Source organism: Pelomonas sp. SE-A7 (assembly GCF_030345705.1).
In the GTDB taxonomy this organism is placed as follows: Bacteria; Pseudomonadota; Gammaproteobacteria; order Burkholderiales; family Burkholderiaceae_C; genus JAUASW01.
Genome location: NZ_JAUASW010000003.1, coordinates 304261 through 323285 on the forward strand (window position 1 = coordinate 304261; position 19025 = coordinate 323285).

Genomic DNA, 19025 nt, shown 5'->3' on the forward strand with positions numbered 1-19025 from the left:
ACAGCCATGTTCCAGCTCTTGCGCTGCGACCCGGTGCGCCTGCCATCGGTTCAGCGGAATCCCATGCTGCGCCGCTGCCGGACCTCTGGCTTGACCCGGTGCTCGGCTTCCAGCTGCGCCAGGTACTCATCCGGTGTGAACTGCTCACCGAGGATGGCCACCTGCTCGCTGACCGCAGCGAAGTCGCCATGGGTCAGTTGGTCGAGTGCCGCAAGGCGCTCGCGCTGCTCGCCCGAAAGCGGCGCGCCCTCCCCACCCAGGGCCTCGCGCGCGAACATGCGCTCGCGCTGCGTGGCCTTCAGCGGATGGAAGCGGATCTTGAAGGCGAAGCGGCGCAGCGCCGCCTCGTCCAGCTCGTCGAAAAGATTGGTGGTGCAGATGAAGAGCCCGTCGAAGCGCTCCATGCCGGCCAGCATCTCGTTGACTTCGGACACCTCGTAGTTGCGCTCGGCCATGCGGCGGCTGCGCAGGAAGCTGTCGGCTTCGTCCAGCAGCAGCACGGCGCCTTCGTGGTTGGCGGCCTCGAACATGCGGGCCATGTTCTGCTCGGTCTCGCCGACGAACTTGCTGACCAGGTCGCTGGCCAGCCTCACCATCAGCGGCCGATGCAGCTCGCGGGCGATGTGCTCGCCGAGCGCCGTCTTGCCGCTGCCCGGCGGGCCGTAGAAGCAGAGGTTGCCGCGGCCCCGGCGGCGCAGGGCCTCGACGATGCGCGGAATCTCGAAGCGCGATTCGCAGTTGAGGAGGTCCAGCTCGTACTGCGTGCTGGCCGGCCGGGCCTTGCGCTCGCCGCCGGCCGCGCCCAGGGCCTTGTCTGCGTTCAGCAGCTGCCGCTCTATCAGCGCCTCGGCATTGCTGCCGTCGCCGGCCAGCTGGGCGAAGCGCACCGCGGTGCGGATCTGGGCCGGCGTCAGCGCACGCCGCTCGGCCAGGCGCTCGGCAAAGCCCTCGGCCACCGGCACCTCGGCCAGGGCCCGCTGCACCAGGCCCAGGCGGGCGCCGGGCGGCGGTGATTTCAGCTCCAGGTGGTACTGGAAGCGGCGACGGAAGGCCGGGTCGATCTGCTCGATGCGGTTGGTGATCCAGACCACCGGCACCGGGTTGGTCTCCAGGATCTGGTTGACCCAGGCCTTGCCGCTGACCGAGGCCGAATGCGGCGCCTCCAGCGCCGAGTCGAGCCGGGCCATCAGCTGCATGGTGTCGGTGGACAGCGGCGGGAACACGTCCTCGACCTCGTCGAACAGCAGGGCCACGTTCTCGCTGGCCTTGAGGAACTGCTGGCTGATCTGCAAGGAGCGGTAGCGGTCGCGGCCGGTCAGCGAATTGCCGTCGCGGTCGGCGTACTCGACCTCGTAGAGATCCAGGCCCGCCTCCTGCGCCGCCACCTTGGCCAGCTCGGTCTTGCCCGTTCCTGGTGGCCCATAGAGCAGCACGTTGACGCCGGGCTCGCGCCGCTCGACCGCCTGGCGCAAGAGCGTGCCCAGCACCTGCAGGTCGTCGGCCACGAACTGGAAGTCGCTGCCGCATAGCGTGCTCTTGACCACCGGCCGCGTGAACACGGCCATCAGGTCATGCGGGCCCTGGTACTCGCGCATCAGCACCGGCGGCAATTGGTCGCTGACCTTCATCAGGTCGGCCAGGTCGGTGATGTTGTGCTCCGAGATCAGGTTCTCGACCATGCCTATGCGCTCCAGCCGCGAACCGGCGCGCAGGGCCTCGGCCACCTCGCGCTCGTCCACGCCGGCCACGGCCGCGATCGCGGCAAAGGCTTCCTGGGCGTTGTTGACCTTGAACTCGACCAGGGCGCCACGCAGCTCGCGCTGATAGCGGGCCAGCGTGCCGTACAGCAACAGGGCGCGCTCGGCCGGATTGAGCTGCAGGAGATTGCCCAGCGCAGCGATGTTCTTCTCGACCAGGGTGTGCTCGCGCTTGAGCTGGCGGTCCAGGTAGTCGCAGGTGGTGGCCAGCACGGCCAGCACGTCCTTGGGCGCGTCCTTGACGTATTCGTCCAGATAGAAGAACAGCGTGGCCTCGGCGAAGGGGCCGCTCCACACGCCGTAGCGATCCAGGAAGGCCGCGTCGTCGAGCGCCGAGTGGCCGGTCCACAGCTCGTTGCCCTGCACCCGCCGACCGAGGAACTCGCGCAGCCGCGCCAGCACGCGCACCGGCCAGACCAGGTGGCGGCCGGTGAAGGACAGCAAACCATTGAAGTCGCGGCGCAGATTGAAGCGGCCGGCATGCTTGACCGTCAGGGTCAGCACGAAATGCGAGCACATGCGGTCCAGCACCGGGGCTGCGTTCAGCCCGGGCGAAGGCAGCACACGCTGCTGCTCTGCCAGACGCTTGACCATGGGCGACTCCTCGCTCGTGACCTGCGCCGCACCTGGACGGGGCGGCGTGGACCGATCTTGGCGCAGCCCGGCGCCAAGAACAAGGGGCCCCGCGGGGCCCCTGTCTGTTCGGTCGTTCAGTGCATCACGACCGGCTGCTGCCCCATGTTGGCGTAGCGCTCGATGAAGTCGTCGAGTTCATCCTCGGAGGGCTCGCCGTCGCCGATCAGGGCTTCGACGCCTTCCTGGAACTGCTGGGCCATGGCGCCCTCGATGAAGATCTCGCGGCGGGCGAACTTGTCGACGATCTCGAAGCCGCCGCGGCTCAGGCAGTGCGAGGCGTCCTCGGGGGCGCCCGCATCGACCGGCACTTCGAACTGGACCACGATGTAGCTGGGGGAGTTGTAAAGCATGTGCATGTGAAAACTCCTTTGGGCCGGTAGCTGGATCCAGACTAAGCGCATTCAAGGGGCGCCTGGGGCAAATACTCCTATAAAGTCCCGCATTTCGGGGGAATCCCTGTGACCGGCCTGTGGCAGATGCGGCACAAGTTCACGACTGGCCGGGCGGGCTTCATTCGATTGCATGAAGCGGCTGGGACAGCAGCAGCTCCCAGCGCACCACCTCGCCAACGCTGTGGCGGACCCGCACCGGCAGGTGGTGACGGGCCGGGTCCAGCCAGACCTCGATACGGCCGTCCCAGCTGCCGAGCGGGTCGCGCTCCAGGTGCAGCGCGCCCTCGACCACGCCGGCCGGCAGCTCCAGCCGCTCGGCGCCGCGCACCACGAAGCGCCAGTTCGGCAGCTCGCCGCGCAGGCCGGCCACCGGCATCAGCAGCTCGGTGCCGGCGGCGTAGCGGCGCGGTTCGGCATCGACCAGGGCGGCCAGCTGCAACCACCAGCTGATGCGGTCCTGGCTGCCGGGCAGCAGCGGCCGCAGCGCCGGACTGGCCGAGAAGCTGACCAGGCCCTCGTCACGGCGGAAGTTGGTGGCCTGGCGGTCGCGCTCCCTCAGCCGCTGGGCGAAGCGCCGCGGCGCCAGGCCGCCCGAGGCATCCAGCTCGCCGAGACTGCGCCAGGCCGGCAAGGCCCGGCCCTCCAGTTCGCGCTCCAGCACCAGCTCGTAGCCGGCCTCCAGCGGCTGCCAGCTGAGCCGGGCCGAGCCCTGCTTGCCGCCCTGCAGCAGCTGGTACCGCCAGCTGAAGCCCTCGGCCGGGCGTGGGGTGGGTGCGGCCAGCACCGGCTCGGCGGCTGGAGGGGCGTTCGGGCGGGTGATCGGACCGGGCGCCGGAGCCGGCTTGTCCTCGCTCTGCACGGCCGGAGGCGCGGCCAGGCGCACGCTGGCGACCTGGAGGCGCCCCGGCTCGGCGACGCTCAGCGGCAGGGGCCGCGTCCGCAGCAGGCTCCAACCCAGCAGCCCATGCAAGGCCAGGGCGGCCGCCAGCGCCATCAGCCAGCGGCGGGGCGGCGTGGGAGCGAGGGTCAACGAAAGCACGCGCGGCATGTGGACAATGGTAGACATCGCGCCCAGGACGCCTCCAACCCACCCATGAAACTTGCTACCTACAACGACGGATCGCGGGACGGCCAGCTGGTCGTCGTCTCGCGCGACCTCAGCCAGGCCCATTACGCCAGCGGCGTGGCCACGCGGATGCAGCAGCTGCTGGACGACTGGAACTTCGTCGCGCCACAGCTGGAGGACCTGAGCCAGACCCTGAACCACGGCAAGGCCCGCCACGCCTTCCCATTCGAGCCGCAGCGTTGCATGGCGCCGCTGCCCCGGGCCTATCAGTGGGCCGATGGCTCGGCCTACATCAACCATGTGGAACTGGTGCGCAAGGCCCGCGGCGCCGAGGTGCCGGAGAGCTTCTACACCGACCCCTTGATGTACCAGGGCGGCAGCGACGACTTCCTCGGCCCCTGCCAGGGCGCCCGTTTCGTCTCAGAGGCCATGGGCATCGACTTCGAGGCCGAGATCGCCGTCATCACCGGCGACCTGCCCATGGGCACCGGCGCGGACGAGGCGCTGGAAGGCATACGCCTCGTGATGCTGGCCAATGACTGGAGCCTGCGCAACCTCATTCCCAATGAGCTGGCCAAGGGCTTCGGCTTCTTCCAGAGCAAGCCGGCCACAGCGTTCAGCCCGGTGGCCGTGACGCCCGACGAGCTGGGCGACGCCTGGAAGAAGGGCCGCCTCCATCTGACACTCCAGACCATGTGGAACGGTCGCAAGGTCGGCCAATGCGAAGCCGGGCCGGAGATGACGTTCCATTTCGGCCAGCTGATCGCCCACATCGCCAAGACGCGCAATGTGCGGGCCGGCTCCATCGTCGGTTCGGGCACGGTCTCCAACAAGGACTGGGCCAAGGGCTACAGCTGCATCGCCGAGAAGCGCGCCATCGAGATGATCGAGAACAACGGCGAAGCCAAGACCGAGTTCATGAAGTTCGGCGACACGGTGCGCATAGAGATGAAGGGCAAGGACGGGCAGAGCCTGTTCGGGGCGATCGAGCAGGATGTTCTTCCGCTGCACGATGAAGTTGCGAAATGAAGCCAAGGCCGATATTGATCGACACCGACCCCGGCCAGGATGACGCCATCGCCATCCTGCTGGCCCTGGCCAGCCCGGAGCTGGAGTTGCTGGGCCTGACCTGCGTGGCCGGCAACGTGCCGCTGGCGCTGACCAGCCGGAACGCCCGCATCATTTGCGAGCTGGCGAATCGCAGCGACATCCCGGTCTATGCCGGCGCAGCCAAGCCCTTGCAGCGCGAGCTGGTGACGGCCGAGTTCGTCCACGGCAAGAGCGGCCTCGACGGCATCGAATTGCCTGAGCCGACCATGCCGCTGCGCGAGGGCCATGCGGTCGACTTCATCGTCGAGACGCTGATGCAGCGCGAGGGCGTCACCGCCTGCGCCCTGGGGCCGCTGACCAATATCGCGCTGGCGCTGGAACGCGAGCCGCGCATCGCCAAGCGCATCGAGCAGATCGTGCTGATGGGCGGTGGCTACTTCGAGGGCGGCAACATCACGCCGGCCGCCGAATTCAACTTCTATGTGGACCCGCAGGCCGCGGCCGCCGTGTTCGCCTCGGGCATCCCTATCACCATGGCGCCGCTGGACGTAACCCACCAGGCCCTGACCACCCGGCCGCGCATCGCCGCCCTGCGCGGTCTGGGCAACCGGGTCGGCGAGGTGGCCGCCCGCTGGATGGAGTTCTTCGAGCGCTTCGACGAACAGAAGTACGGCCAGGAAGGCGGCCCGCTGCACGACCCCTGCGTGATCGCCTGGCTGCTGAAGCCCGAGCTGTTCACGGGCCGCTCCTGCAATGTCGAGATCGAGACCCACAGCGAGCTGACCCTGGGCATGAGTGTGGTCGACTGGTGGGGCGTCACGCCGCGGCCGCAGAATGCGTGGGTGCTGGGCGGCGTCGATGCCGACGGCTACTTCAAGCTGATCACCGAGAGACTGGGGAGATTGCCATGAAGCGTAGACACCTGATCCTGGCGGCCGGTCCGGCCCTGTGGCTGCCCACCGCCCATGCCCAGCTGAGCGAGACCGATGCCGCCAGCGGCATTCGCGCGGCGCTGGAGCGCGGCGCCTCGTCGGCCGTTTCGCTGCTGGGCAAGAATGACGGCTTCTTCGCCAACCCGCTGGTGCGCATCGAGCTGCCCGACAAGCTCAAGAGCGCGGTCAAGCTGCTCAAGGCCACGGGCCAGGGCCAGAAGGTCGAGGACCTGCTGCTGGCCATGAACCGCGCCGCCGAGGCGGCCGTGCCGGCGGCCAAGCCGCTGCTGGTCAAGGCGGTCAAGGACATCAGCGTCGAGGACGCGCTCAAGCTGGTCCGCGGCGGCAACGACAAGGCGGTCACCGAGTTCTTCGCCGGCAAGACCCGGGCGCCGCTGCACGATCAGTTCCTGCCCATCGTCACGCGCGCCACCGAGAAGGTGGCCCTGGCCGACAAGTACAACGCCGTGGCCGGCAAGGCCGCGGGCCTGGGCCTGCTCAAGGGCGACGATGCCAATATCCAACAGTACGTCACCGGCAGGGCCCTGGACGGCCTGTTCCTGATGATCGGCGAGGAAGAAAAGAAGATCCGCCAGGACCCGATAGGCACGGGCAGCGCCCTCTTGAAGAAGGTGTTCGGGGGCAAGCCTTGAGCGAAGCCCTGGCCTGGACCAACCGTGAGCACGACCTGGACAGCGTGTCGGCGCTGCGCCGCACCTACCCGGCACCGGACGCTCCGGCCACGCTGGACAAGGAATGCGACCACGTCCATCCGCTGTACCGACCCTTCATCGACGCCGCCACTTTCTGCGTGCTGGCCACGCAGGCGGCCGACGGCCGGCTGGACACATCGCCGCGCGGCGATGCCCGCGGCCAGCTGGTCGAGGTGGTCGATGAAGGCCGCACCCTGCTGATGCCGGACCGGCGCGGCAACAACCGCATTGACAGCCTGCGCAACATCGTCCACGAACCGCAGGTGGCCTTGCTGTTCCTGATCCCCGGCATAGGCGAGGCCATCCGCGTGATGGGCCGGGCCCGCATCAGCGCTGCGCCAGCCCTGCTGCAGCGCTTCGCCGTCGATGGCGACAAGCTGCCCCGCTCGGTGCTGGTGGTCGAGGTGGACAAGGTGTTCTTCCAATGCGCCCGCGCCGTCAAGCGCTCGGGCCTGTGGGACCCGGCGGCGCAGATCGAGCGCAGCAGCCTGCCCTCGACCGGCTCGGTGCTGGCCGGGCTCAGTGCCGGTTTCGACGGGGCCGCCTACGACGAGGCGCTGCCGGCCCGGCAGCAGGCCACGCTCTATTGAGCTGACTGCACGAAGCGGCGAATCGCCTCGACCATCTCGGCGTCCTGGCCGAAGAAGCCATGCGGCGAGCGGCCTTCGCAGGCATCGCCGCTGGCGCCAGGACCGCCGGTGATCCGCTGCGCCTGCTTGCGCTGGGCCCCCAGGCGGCGCAGCACCTCTTCCATCTGTCCCGGCGGCGAGCGCAGGCAGGCATCGTCGGCATGGCCCAGCAGCAGCACCGGCTGACGGATGGTGGACAGGTCCAGGTCAAAGACCGATTGCGAGGTCCAGCCCTTGCGGCCCAGGGCCGTGCCGACGCTGACGATGGAACTCAGCACCAGACCGTCCGGCGCGGCCGGCCCCTGCAGGCGCGACGCCGCATTGGCGGCCGAGATCGTGCCGCGGCTGGTGCCCAGCAGCCAGACGGCGCCTCCATGGGCCTGGCGCAGGCTGGCTATCAGCTGGCCCAGGTCGGCCGCGTGGCGCGGATCGGTGCGAAAGCCGGCGAGACCGTCCTCGCCCGACTGCTGGTCTGAAGGCGCATCGACCAGCACGGTGCCGAAGCCCAGCTCGCGCAGGAGAGGCTGGGCCCGGACCAGGGAGTTGCCCTTCAGCGCCGTGGCGCAGCCCTGGCCATCCAGCTTCAGATGCCCGCTGCCACCGGCCAGCAGGACCAGGGTGACGGCCGGCTCGCGGCTGGGCGCCGCGACCGAGTACGCAAGGCTGGCGCCACGGACCGGCAGGCTGCGCGGCTCGCCGCAGCCCGCGGCCTGCGCTGCCGGCAAGGCCGCCAGCCAGAGGATCGCCGCCAGCCGCCAGCCCAACATCACTGCTTGCCCGCGCCACTGTTCATCTGGATGAAGGGCGTGCCGGCGCCGGTGTACTGCGGCAGGCGGCCATCCCATTTCTTGATCGCATCGGCCTCGTTCTCCAGCTGCTTCAGGCGCAAGAGCTCCGGCGTGATCTCAAGGCGCTTGGCCTTCAGCGACTCGGCCTCGCCGCGCGCCTTGGCCAGGGCCTGCTCGGCCTCGACCTTGATGCGCTCCAGGTCGCGCTCGGCCGTGAGCTTCTTCTGCTCGGCCTCGACCTTGGCCTCGATGGCCTTGTCGAACACGGCCGAGAAGTCGTAGTTGACCGCGGCCAGCGAATCGACGATCACGCCATGGCGCTTGAGCCGCTGCTCCAGCGCATCGCGGATCTTGGTGCTGACCTCGGTGCGCTTGGTCACCAGCTCCTCGGCCGTGTACTGGGCGGCGATGGCCTTGGTCGATTCCTGGGCGGCGGGCTCGATGACCCGCACCGCCACCGCATGCTCGTTGCCTATGCTCTGGTAGGTCTGGGCTACCAGGGCCGGGTCGAGGCGCCAGTTCAATGCCGCCGAGACGCTGACCTGCTGCAGGTCGCGCGAGGCGGCCACGCCCTTGCCCTCGTTCTTCTGCAGGCGCACGTCGATCATGTGGACCCGGTTGACCATGGGGATCACGAAGTGCAGGCCCTCGCCCAGCGGCTCCGGATCGACCTTGCCGAAGGTGGTGATCACCCCCCGGGTGCCCGACTGCACCACCCGCACCGGATTGATCAGGCTGATCAGCACGATCACCGCGACGGTGCCGAGCGCGAATTTGGGCAGGGCGCCCAGGCGTGACGACGACGAAGAAGCACTGTTGAACATGATGTCCTCATTCCCTTTCTTGTCTGGAGGAGCCGGCAGCGTAGCGATGCCATCGGGGCGAATCCGGGTCGCCGCGATGAACGCACGCTGGAACGACATGAATAGAGTGCACGACAATACGCCCCTTTCCCGATCCGCCAGGCGCTGAGCGCCGCTTGCATCCATGACCGAGACCACCCCCACGCCCGCGGCCCCCGAGAACGAGGAGGCTCAGCCGAAGCAAGGCGCCAGCGCCGAAGCCTCGCTGAGCCCGACCGAGGTGGCCGCCCAGCTCAAGGCCCTGTTCCCGGCCCTGTTCACCGGCATGCAGAAGCCGCTGAAGCTGCGCATCCAGGCCGACATCCAGGAGCGGGCGCCGGGCAAGTTCACGAAGGCCCAGCTGTCGGCCTTCCTGCGCCGCCATACCGGCAGCACCGGCTACCTGATCGGCCTGTCCAAGGCCACGCACCGCCATGACCTGGACGGCAATCCGGTCGAGGAGCTGTCGGACGAGCACCGCCAGGCCGCCAAGGCCGAGGTCAAGCGCCGCCGCGAAATGCAGAACGAGCGCGAAGCCCTGGCCGAACAGCAGCGCTTCAACCGCGCCCAGCTGCTGCGCGACTACCAGCGCAACAAGCTGTCCGAAGCCAATTTCTGCACCCTCAAGGGCATAGACCCGGCCGAGCTGCCCGGCCTGCTGGAACTGGCCAAAAAGGAAGCCGCCGAGCGGCCGGCCCAGCCCGAGCAGCGCAGCGACGCACCGCGCCGCGATGCGCGTCCGCCGCGCCGCGACGGTGATCGCAAGCCCGGTGGAGCGCCTACATCTGCTCCCAAGGCAGGCCGTCGAAACGCCAGCCGTTGAGGCGACCGCGCTGGAAGTTGGCATCGAGGTCGCCCTCGAAGCCGTGCAGCACATTGACCACCTCGGTGAAGCCGGCGGCCTCCAGGGCCTCGCCGGCCTTGACCGTGCGCTGGCCTGAGCGGCAGATCAGCACCACCGGCCGGTTCAGCTGATCCTCGGCCTCGCGCCGCACCTGGGCCACGAAGCCCGCCTCGTCGGCCTGCATCTCGGGGTATTCGTACCAGGCCACGTGAACGACCCCGGGCGGATGGCCCACATAGAGGTATTCCAGCTCCATGCGGATGTCCAGGAACAGGGCCTCGGGCCGCTGCTGCAGATAGGCCTGGGTCTCCTTGGGGCTGAGGTGCTTCATAGCGACTGCTTCATGGGGAATTGGCGGCCTTCCTACAATGCGGCCATGAACATCGACGCCTCCACCCGCTACACGCGCGGCGCCCAGCTGCCGGACATTCTGCAACATCGGATCGCCATCCTCGACGGCGCCATGGGCACGATGATCCAGCGCTACAAGCTGCAGGAGGCCGATTACCGCGGCGCGCGCTTCGCCGAGCATGGCAAGGATCTCAAGGGCAACAACGACCTGCTGGTGCTGACCAAGCCCGAGGTGATCACCGAGATCCACGAGCAATACCTGGCAGCCGGCGCCGACATCATCGAGACCAACACCTTCGGCACCACCTCGGTCGCCCAGGAAGACTATGCGCTGGGCGAGCATGCCTACGAGATGAACGTGGCCGCCGCCAGGCTGGCCCGCGCGGCCTGCGACAAGTACTCGACGCCGGACAAGCCCCGCTTCGCCGCCGGCGCCCTGGGCCCGACGCCGCGCACCGCCTCGATCAGCCCCGACGTCAACGACCCCGGCGCCCGCAACATCGACTTCGAGACGCTGCGCGCGGCCTACTACGAGCAGGCCAAGGGCCTGCTGGAGGGCGGGGTCGACCTGTTCCTGGTCGAGACCATCTTCGACACGCTGAACGCCAAGGCGGCGATCTTCGCGCTGGACGAGCTGATGGACGACACCGGCGAGCGCCTGCCGGTGATCATCTCGGGCACGGTGACCGATGCCTCGGGCCGCATCCTCTCGGGCCAGACCGTGACCGCCTTCTGGCATTCGGTGCGCCATGCCAAGCCGCTGGCCATAGGCCTGAACTGCGCACTGGGTGCCACGCTGATGCGTCCCTACATCGAGGAGCTGGCCAAGGTGGCCGGCGCCACGGCGGTCAGCTGCTATCCGAACGCCGGCCTGCCCAACCCGATGAGCGACACCGGCTTCGACGAGACGCCCGACGTCACCGGCCGCCTGATGGAGGAGTTCGCGCGCAGCGGCTTCCTCAACATCGCCGGCGGCTGCTGCGGCACGACGCCGGCCCATATCGCGGCCATCGCCGGTCAGGTCTCGAAGTACCAGCCGCGGCTCAGCGGCCAGAAGTTCTTCAGCCAGCTCGTCGAAGCCGCCTAATAAAGGCGGAGCACCTTCTCCATATTGACCAGCACCCGCAGCTCATGCGGGGCCAGGCTGGCGGCCACGGCCTGGGCGGCCAAGCGGGTGTCGCGCGGCACGGGCTCGGACAGCGGATTGCCGCTCTTGCCTATCAAGGCCGCCACCAATGGTTCGTTCGCGCTGTGGCCTCGCTTGAGCACCACGCAATGCTCGCTGTTGGCCAGGCGCACCAGGCTGCCCGGCGGATACAGGCCCACGGCCTTGATCAGGGCGGCCCCGGCCTCGTCGGGCTGGCCCAGTTCGTCCAGGTAGGCGGCCCGCGCGGCGGCCGTGGCCGACATGGCCTTGCGCGAGCGCCGTGGCGACAGCCGGGCCGCGAAGATGTTGACCCGCCGCAGCAGGCGCGCCATCTGCTCGGCCGGACCGCGGCCGGCCATCGGGCCTGGTCCGGCTTCCTGTCGCAGCATCAGGATCTGCAGCCACAACTCGTCCTTCACGCCCAGCTCGCGCAGCAGCTGCGGCGCGTGGTCGATGCGCTGGCGGATCTCGGCGCGCTGGCTGTCACTGAGCTCCTCGTCGCGGGCGCAGAGCCGGTCCTGCAGCTCGCTGATCGCGATGTTCATGCTGAGGGCCGCGCGTATCAGCGAGACCCGCCACTCCTCGCTCCAGCCCAGCTGGCGGGCGCAGAGTTCGGCCACCAGCAGGCACAGCAGGCCATGCTTGGCGCTGTACTGCTGGTAGTCGTGGCTGGCGTCGTAGACCAGCATCATCAGCATCGCGTCGGCGTTCTGCTGGACCCGGGTCATCACCTCCTGCAGGTATTGCTCGAAGCGCGGCAGGAAGTCCTCGGCCCTGGGCTCGCGCAGCAGGGTGTGCACATGCAGCAGCAGGTCGGTCCAGGCCGCCTGGTCGGCGAAGCGGATGCTGTGCTTCTTGAGCAGCGACTCCGGCCGGTAGTCGGCCTTGGCGTCGGCGATGGAGCCCAGGGTGGCACCCTGGTGCATCATGGTGTCGACCTTGTGGGCCAGGGCCTTCTGGTATTCCTTGGTCTCGTGGGCCAGCACGAAGGCGCCGCGCTGGATCAGCGCATGGACCTGCGGCGTGTTGGGCAGCACCTGGCCGGAGGCGAACAGCAGCTTGCCGCGGGCATCCCGGATCGAGAAGCCCAGCACCTGTCCGATATGCAGCGAATGAGGGGGCAGCGGAATCAGGTCCACGGTGGGGTTAGAAGCTCTGCTGCCCGGATTGTCGGCCGAGCCGGCCGCCGGCTGAAGCCCTCAGCGTAAAATCCCGCACGGTCCGAGGAGCGTTGCGACGAGGGGCTTCCCTAGGGAGGCAGCTCGCCAGGCTTGGACAAGTTCCCACAACGACGCTCACCGACCCCTGATCCCAGGGCCGCGGTGAGTGCGCGGCCCGCCCTGACGTCGAGGCCGCCATGAGTTCCATCCCCGCCCATCCTCCCGCCATGAAGCTGTCCGGCCTGGAGCCGGTCTCCATCGGCGAGGGCAGCCTGTTCGTCAACATCGGCGAGCGCACCAACGTCACCGGCTCCAAGGCCTTCGCCCGCATGATCCTGGCCGGCCAGTTCGAGCAGGCCCTGGCCGTCGCCCGCCAGCAGGTCGAGAACGGCGCCCAGGTGATCGACATCAACATGGACGAGGCCATGCTGGACAGCAAGGCGGCCATGGTGCGCTTCCTGAACCTGATCGCCTCCGAGCCGGAGATCGCCCGCGTGCCCATCATGATCGACTCCTCCAAGTGGGAGGTGATCGAGGCCGGGCTCCGCTGCATCCAGGGCAAGGGCATCGTCAACTCGATCTCGCTGAAGGAAGGCGCGGACGAGTTCAAGCGCCAGGCCAAGCTGGTGCGCCGCTACGGCGCCGCTGCCGTGGTGATGGCCTTCGACGAAGTGGGCCAGGCCGACACCTTCCAGCGCAAGATCGAGATCTGCCAGCGGGCCTACCACGTGCTGGTGGACGAGGTCGGCTTCGACCCCGAAGACATCATCTTCGACCCCAACATCTTCGCCATCGCCACCGGCATCGAGGAGCACGACAACTACGCGGTCGACTTCATCGAGGCCACGCGCTGGATCAAGCAGAACCTGCCCGGCGCCAAGGTCTCGGGCGGCGTCTCCAACGTCTCTTTCAGCTTCCGCGGCAACGACCCGGTGCGCGAGGCCATCCACACGGTCTTCCTGTACCACGCGATCCAGGCCGGCATGGACATGGGCATCGTCAACGCCGGCATGGTGGGCGTCTACGACGACCTGGAGCCCGAGCTGCGCGAGCGGGTGGAGGACGTGGTGCTGAACCGCCGCAAGGATGCCGGCGAGCGCCTGATCGAGGTGGCGGCAGCGGCCCAAGGGCGCGCCAAGGACGACTCGGCGCGGCTGGCCTGGCGCGCCGGCAACGTCAACGAGCGGCTCTCGCATGCGCTGGTGCACGGCATCACGGACTTCATCGTGGAAGACACCGAGGAATGCTGGCAGGCCATCTCGGCCAGCGGTGGCCGGCCGCTGCACGTGATCGAAGGCCCGCTGATGGCCGGCATGAACATCGTGGGCGACCTGTTCGGCCAGGGCAAGATGTTCCTGCCCCAGGTGGTCAAGAGCGCCCGCGTGATGAAGGCCGCCGTGGCCCACCTGGTGCCCTACATCGAGGAAGAGAAGCGCCAGCTGGCCGCAGCCGGTGGCGACGTCAAGCCCAAGGGCAAGATCGTCATCGCCACCGTCAAGGGCGACGTGCACGACATAGGCAAGAACATCGTCACCGTGGTCCTGCAGTGCAACAACTACGAGGTGGTCAACATGGGGGTGATGGTCCCCTGCCAGGACATCCTGGCCAAGGCCAAGGTCGAGGGCGCCGACATCATCGGCCTGTCGGGCCTGATCACGCCCAGCCTCGAGGAGATGCAGCATGTGGCGGCCGAGATGCAGCGCGACGACTACTTCCGCGTGAAGAAGATTCCGCTGCTGATTGGCGGCGCCACCACCAGCCGCGTGCACACGGCGGTCAAGATCTCGCCGCACTACGAAGGCCCGGTGGTCTACGTGCCGGATGCCTCGCGCTCGGTGGGCGTCTGCTCGGACCTGCTGTCCGACGAGCGCGCCACGCGCTTCATCGACGAGCTCAAGGCCGACTACGACAAGGTCCGCGAGCTGCATGCCAACAAGAAGCAGACGCCGCTGGTGACCCTGGCCCAGGCCCGCGCCAACAAGCAGGCGCTGGACTGGGCCGCCTACGCGCCGCCGGCGCCCCAATTCACGGGCCGCCGCATCTTCCGCAACTACGACCTGGCCGAGCTGGCCGACTGCATTGACTGGGGTCCGTTCTTCCAGACTTGGGACCTGGCCGGTCCCTTCCCCGCCATCCTCAAGGACGAGGTCGTGGGCCACGAGGCCCAGCGCGTGTTCAGCGACGGCAAGCGCATGCTGCAGCGCCTGATCGAAGGCCGCTGGCTGACCGCCAATGCAGTGTTCGGCCTCTACCCGGCGGCCCAGGTCAACGACGACGACATCGAAATCTACAGCGACGAGTCGCGCAGCCAGGTCTTGATGACCTGGCGCGGCCTGCGCATGCAGTCGGAGCGCCCGATCGTCGATGGCGAGCAGAGGCCCAACCGCTGCCTCGCGGACTACATCGCGCCCAAGGGATCGGTGCCGGACTACATCGGCCTGTTCGCGGTCACCGCCGGCATCGGCTGCGACAAGAAGGAAGCCCAGTTCCTGGCCGACCACGACGATTACTCGGCCATCATGCTCAAGGCCCTGGCCGACCGCCTGGCCGAGGCCCTGGCCGAGCGCTTGCACCAGCGGGTGCGCACCGAGTTCTGGGCCTATGCGGCCGACGAGTCGCTGTCCAACGAAGAACTGATCGCCGAAAGCTACCGCGGCATCCGCCCGGCGCCGGGCTACCCGGCCTGCCCCGACCACCTGGTCAAGCGCGAGCTGTTCCGCGTGCTGGCGCCGGAAGACATCGGCATGGGCCTGACCGATGCCATGGCGATGACGCCGGCCGCCAGCGTCTCGGGCTTCTATCTTTCCCATCCCGAGGCCCGCTATTTCAACGTGGGCAGGATTGGCGAGGACCAGTTGCATGACTGGGCGGCCCGCATGGCGCTGGACGAAAGAGCCGCCCAACGGGCGCTCGCTCCCTTGCTGGGCTGATTGCGGCCCCGACATTCACATCCGCTTGCATTTCAACAAGGCGATATCTGGAATCGTCGGCTTGGCGATGCCAAGCTTTCGCATGTCGATTGCTTTCCTTGAATGCCCATGAAGTTCCCGCTCAACGCCAGCCAGACCATCGCCGCCACCGCCATCGCCGCCTGCCTTCTGGGAGGCGCCTTTGCGCTCGGCAAGATGAACAACGGCAAGGACGGTGCCGAGGCCGGCCGTGAGGCCGTCGAGGCCACGACACCCAAGTCGGGCCAGACCCTGGCCAAGGCCGACAGCAAGCCCATCCTGTGCAAGGGCTGCTGGCAGGTGGCCTCGGTCCACACCGAGGAGCGCGCCGGCAAGGGCAGCGGCGTGGGTGCCGTGGGCGGCGCGGTCGTCGGCGCCCTGATAGGCAACCAGATCGGCGGCGGCAACGGCAAGAAGATCGCCACCGTCGGTGGTGCCATGGCCGGCGGCTATGCCGGCAACGAGATCGAGAAGGACCGCAACGCCCGCAAGGTCTGGATCGTCAAGCTGGACGACGGCCAGGGCCACCTGCGCAACCACGAGCAGGCCAGCAATCCCAACCTGCAGGTCGGCGACAGCGTGGAGCTGCGCGATGGCCTGCTGGTGCGCCGCTAAGGCTCATCAGGCGCGGCTGCTCAGGCTGTGCGAGTAGCGACCATCGCTACCAGATTCTGGGGACGCCTCCTCGACTGAATGGGGGGGCGTGCTGACGCGCCCATGGGAACATCGCCGGTCCAGAACCCGACTAGGCTCTGCCCATGACCGATCGCGCCCGCCGTCGCAGCCCGTGCTCTTTTCGTCTCGGCCCCCTGGTGGGTGCAGTCGTTTCACTGCTGGCAGCGGCCAGCGTCCAGGCCGCGGACCGCTGGCTGTCCGTAGACAAGGCGGCCGGCACCGGCGTCTATGTCTGGGACTCCGGCATGCGCTACGAAGGCGGCCATCTGCAGGGCAAGCGCAACGGCCGCGGCGTGCTGACCTGGCCCGACGGCAAGCGCTTCGAGGGCGTGTTCCTGAACAACGAGATCAGCATGGGGCGCATGAGCTACCCCGGCGGCGTGGTCTATGACGGCGACTTCAAGGATGGCAGGCGCCATGGCCGCGGCGTGCAGACCGAGGCCGACGGCTCGCGCTTCGAAGGCCAGTTCGTCAGCGATGTACCCGAGAAAGGCCAGCGCAGCCTGGCCAACGGCAAGCGTTTCGAGGTCGACATCAGCATGCTCAGCGGGCGCCGCAGCGGGCCCGGCGTGCTGATCAGCTTTGGCGGTGACCGCTTTGAGGGCGAGTTCGTGAACGGTCAGCTCCATGGCCAGGGCAGCACCACCACGGCGGACGGCTATCGCTATGTCGGCGGGTTCCAGAATGGCCGGTCCAGCGGCAAGGGCGTCTACACCTGGCCCAGCGGCCAGCGCTACGAAGGCGACTGGGAAGCCGGCCGCCAACACGGCACCGGCACCTTGGTCACGGCCGACGGCAGACGCTTCGAAGGTCAGTTCTTCGAAGGCCAGCCTAGCAAGGGTGTCATGCACAGGGCCAACGGCAAGCGCATCGAGGTCGACCATCTGATGGTCGTGACCAAGGCCACCGGCAAGGGAATCACGGTGGACAACAACGGTCTTCGCTACGAGGGCGACTTCGTGGCCGGCCAACGCGAAGGCCAGGGGACGCTGGCCTGGCCCGACGGCGACCGCTTCGAAGGCCTGTTCGCTCAGGACAAGCCGGTGCAGGGACGCATGCAGTACGCGGGCGGCCAATCCTATGAAGGCAGCATCAGCAGCAACTTCCAGCAGGAAGGCCGTGGCGTCTACCGTACGCCCGCCGGCCTGGTCTACGAGGGCGAGTTCTCGGCAGGAAAGTACAACGGCCAGGGCCGGCTGAAGTCGCCGGACGGCAGCCTGTTCGAGGGACGCTACCTCAACAATGTGGCGGTCAAGGGCGTGCGAACCTTGGCCGATGGCAAGCGTATCGAGGTCGATACCGAATTCGCCGCCGACAAGAGAACCGGGCGCGGCGCGACCGTTGCCATGAGCGGCGAACGCTACGAAGGCGAATTCGTCAACGGCAAGCGCCATGGCAAGGGCTTGCTGGTCATGGCCGATGGCGATGTCTTCGAGGGCGAGTTCGTCGACGATCTGCGGCTGCGCGGTCTGGTGAAGTTTGGCAATGGCCATACCTACAACGGCGGCTTCGACGCCAAGGGCCTGCGCTCGGGTACGGGCACCTACACCTGGCCTACAGGTGAGCGCTACGACGGTGAATGGCTTGCCAATCGGTACGGCGGACGCGGCAAGCTGGTCCTGGCGAACGGCAGCCAGTACGAAGGCGAATTCCTGAATGACAAATACAACGGCAAGGGTGCGTACATCTTTGCCGATGGTGGTCGTTACGAGGGCGAATTCCTGGACGGCAAATTCAATGGCCGAGGCGTGTTCGCCTACGCCAGCGGGGCTCGCTACGAAGGTGAGTTTGCCGATGATTCACGCAATGGCCAGGGGGTGATGGTCGAGGCCGATGGCAGGCGCTACGAAGGCGGCTTCCTGGATGGCAAGCGCTCGGGCCTGGGGCGGGAGCGATATTCAACCGGGCAGACCTACGAAGGCGGCTATTTGGAGGGCCTGCGCTCGGGCCAGGGTGTCTTCACCTGGCCCAGTGGCCAGCGCTATGACGGCACCTGGCTCAAGGGCGAGCAGGAAGGCTATGGCGTGATGGTCTACGCCAACGGCGACCGCTATGCCGGCAAATGGGTGAATGGTCAGGCCCAGGGGCAGACCGAGCGGGCGCAACAGGCCGCCCAGAACACCTCATCGGACAACGGCAAGTGGGTCGTGGGCCTGCTCGGCGCCGCCCTGATCGGCAAGGCGCCGGGCCTGAGCTCCGTCGAGAAGGCACGCATGGCCACCGGCTTCATCCAGGACGTGGCCGGCGACGGCCAGGGCCGGGGCCTCCAGGCCGCCGGCGCCGACATCCAGGCCGCCCGCAACCAGAGCGCCCAGGTCCAGCAGGCGATCCAGGAACAGCAGCGCCGGGCCGCGGAGCAGCAGCAGGCCAGGGCCCGTGCAGAAGCCGAGCGCCGTGAAGCTCAGGATGCCCAGCGGCGCATCGCCGCCGCAGGCGCCGCCAATGCCGGTGCCACCCAGACGTCGGCTACACCCACGGCTGGCGGCAGTCAGTCCGCACAGGCCCAACAACAGCTGGCACTTGCCGCCCAGCAGCAGCGCGAGCAAGAAGCGCTACGCCAGAAGCTGGCTCAGGACAGGCTGGCTGTCGAGCGCGCCGCACAGGACAAGCTGGCCGCCGACAAGGCCGCCCAAGACAGGGCTGCGCGCGAAGCCGCCCGCAAGGCCGAGCAGGAAGCGGCGCGCCTGGCCAAGGAAAAGGCCGAGGCCGACGAAGTCCAGGCCCGCGGCGAGTACCTGCTGCAGCTGGGCCGTGGGGCCAAGCTGCTGGCGCGCCATTGCCCGGACGGCAAGGGCAAGTATTTCGTGGTCGGCAAGTTCCCGGACATCAAACCCAAGAAGGCCGCCTGCGTCGACCTGCACTACGAGGCCCTGTGCCCCGGCTCGGTCGTCGGCAGCCGCGGCGTGGGCAAGAACTTCGTCGGCTTCGCGACCGACTGCTATTTCGGCGACGCAGTCGAAATCTCGCCGACCCCGGCCTGCAAGGCCGAGGAGGTCAGGGTCGAGGTCCGGGAGATACGCGTCTGCGAATGACCCGCCGGGCTTCGGTTCGACGGCGGGAACAAAGGGGCCGAACTCGTTCATGCCGGCACTGTA

At 68.2% G+C, this 19025-nt stretch carries 16 protein-coding genes and 1 riboswitch; of the genes, 9 read left to right on the forward strand and 7 right to left on the reverse strand.

The genetic code is table 11. The features are described from left to right. Positions 1 to 50 precede the first annotated feature (50 nt). From QT382_RS19355 to QT382_RS19365, 3 genes are all read right to left on the reverse strand, one after another. A complete protein-coding gene (locus QT382_RS19355) occupies positions 51 to 2351 on the reverse strand; it encodes an ATP-binding protein (protein WP_289255766.1) in 2301 nt (766 codons plus the stop codon). Between the two features lie 116 nt (positions 2352 to 2467). Continuing rightward, positions 2468 to 2749: a BTH_I0359 family protein gene (locus tag QT382_RS19360; protein WP_289255767.1), complete on the reverse strand. Its 282-nt coding sequence runs from the start codon at positions 2747 to 2749 to the stop codon at positions 2468 to 2470. A gap of 154 nt (positions 2750 to 2903) precedes the next feature. Next, the gene (locus tag QT382_RS19365) at positions 2904 to 3851 is read right to left on the reverse strand and encodes a DUF3108 domain-containing protein (RefSeq protein WP_289255768.1); all 948 of its coding nucleotides are present in this window, start codon (positions 3849 to 3851) and stop codon (positions 2904 to 2906) included. A 27-nt stretch (positions 3852 to 3878) separates the two neighbouring features. Between QT382_RS19365 and QT382_RS19370 the strand changes: the two genes are divergently transcribed. From QT382_RS19370 to QT382_RS19385, 4 genes are read left to right on the forward strand one after another with little or no spacing between them, the layout of a single operon-like run. Further along, positions 3879 to 4880, forward strand: a complete 1002-nt coding sequence (locus tag QT382_RS19370) for a fumarylacetoacetate hydrolase family protein (protein WP_289255769.1) — start codon at positions 3879 to 3881, stop codon at positions 4878 to 4880. After that, positions 4877 to 5812 (forward strand): nucleoside hydrolase, encoded by a 936-nt coding sequence (locus QT382_RS19375; RefSeq protein WP_289255770.1) that lies wholly within the window; start codon positions 4877 to 4879, stop codon positions 5810 to 5812. Before QT382_RS19370 ends, QT382_RS19375 begins: the two co-directional genes overlap by 4 nt. Continuing rightward, positions 5809 to 6486, forward strand: coding sequence for a DUF4197 domain-containing protein (locus QT382_RS19380; RefSeq protein ID WP_289255771.1), 678 nt, complete (start codon positions 5809 to 5811; stop codon positions 6484 to 6486). The genes QT382_RS19375 and QT382_RS19380 overlap by 4 nt, the downstream gene beginning before the upstream one ends. Then, positions 6483 to 7136, forward strand: a complete 654-nt coding sequence (locus QT382_RS19385; protein ID WP_502929927.1) for an MSMEG_1061 family FMN-dependent PPOX-type flavoprotein — start codon at positions 6483 to 6485, stop codon at positions 7134 to 7136. Before QT382_RS19380 ends, QT382_RS19385 begins: the two co-directional genes overlap by 4 nt. On the opposite strand, the gene QT382_RS19390 is transcribed toward QT382_RS19385, so the two are convergent. Both QT382_RS19390 and QT382_RS19395 read right to left on the reverse strand, forming a co-directional pair. Continuing rightward, entirely contained in the window at positions 7130 to 7945 is an 816-nt protein-coding gene (locus QT382_RS19390; RefSeq protein ID WP_289255772.1) for an alpha/beta hydrolase, read from the reverse strand. The two genes, QT382_RS19385 and QT382_RS19390, sit on opposite strands and share 7 nt — an antisense overlap. After that, the gene (locus QT382_RS19395) at positions 7942 to 8787 is read right to left on the reverse strand and encodes a prohibitin family protein (RefSeq protein WP_289255773.1); all 846 of its coding nucleotides are present in this window, start codon (positions 8785 to 8787) and stop codon (positions 7942 to 7944) included. The genes QT382_RS19390 and QT382_RS19395 overlap by 4 nt, the downstream gene beginning before the upstream one ends. 163 nt (positions 8788 to 8950) lie before the next feature. On the opposite strand from QT382_RS19395, the gene QT382_RS19400 reads away from it, so the two are divergent. Beyond that, positions 8951 to 9628, forward strand: coding sequence for a ProQ/FINO family protein (locus QT382_RS19400; RefSeq protein WP_289255774.1), 678 nt, complete (start codon positions 8951 to 8953; stop codon positions 9626 to 9628). Here QT382_RS19400 and QT382_RS19405 read toward each other — a convergent pair. Further along, the gene (locus QT382_RS19405) at positions 9585 to 9980 is read right to left on the reverse strand and encodes a rhodanese-like domain-containing protein (RefSeq protein ID WP_289255775.1); all 396 of its coding nucleotides are present in this window, start codon (positions 9978 to 9980) and stop codon (positions 9585 to 9587) included. The genes QT382_RS19400 and QT382_RS19405 overlap by 44 nt on opposite strands. A 45-nt stretch (positions 9981 to 10025) precedes the next feature. On the opposite strand from QT382_RS19405, the gene QT382_RS19410 reads away from it, so the two are divergent. Next, on the forward strand, positions 10026 to 11087 hold the full coding sequence (locus QT382_RS19410; RefSeq protein ID WP_289255776.1) for a homocysteine S-methyltransferase family protein: 1062 nt from the start codon (positions 10026 to 10028) through the stop codon (positions 11085 to 11087). Here the strand turns inward: QT382_RS19410 and QT382_RS19415 are convergent. Further along, positions 11084 to 12286: an HD-GYP domain-containing protein gene (locus QT382_RS19415; protein WP_289255777.1), complete on the reverse strand. Its 1203-nt coding sequence runs from the start codon at positions 12284 to 12286 to the stop codon at positions 11084 to 11086. The two genes, QT382_RS19410 and QT382_RS19415, sit on opposite strands and share 4 nt — an antisense overlap. Positions 12287 to 12364: 78 nt before the next feature. Continuing rightward, positions 12365 to 12451, forward strand: a riboswitch (S-adenosyl-L-homocysteine riboswitch). Between the two features lie 53 nt (positions 12452 to 12504). Here QT382_RS19415 and metH point away from each other — a divergent pair. From metH to QT382_RS19430, 3 genes are all read left to right on the forward strand, one after another. Then, entirely contained in the window at positions 12505 to 15237 is a 2733-nt protein-coding gene (gene metH / locus QT382_RS19420; protein ID WP_289255778.1) for a methionine synthase, read from the forward strand. 108 nt (positions 15238 to 15345) lie between these two features. Further along, entirely contained in the window at positions 15346 to 15870 is a 525-nt protein-coding gene (locus tag QT382_RS19425) for a glycine zipper 2TM domain-containing protein (protein ID WP_289255779.1), read from the forward strand. Positions 15871 to 16067: 197 nt separating this feature from the next. After that, the gene (locus tag QT382_RS19430) at positions 16068 to 18962 is read left to right on the forward strand and encodes an MORN repeat-containing protein (protein ID WP_289255780.1); all 2895 of its coding nucleotides are present in this window, start codon (positions 16068 to 16070) and stop codon (positions 18960 to 18962) included. Positions 18963 to 19025: the final 63 nt, after the last annotated feature.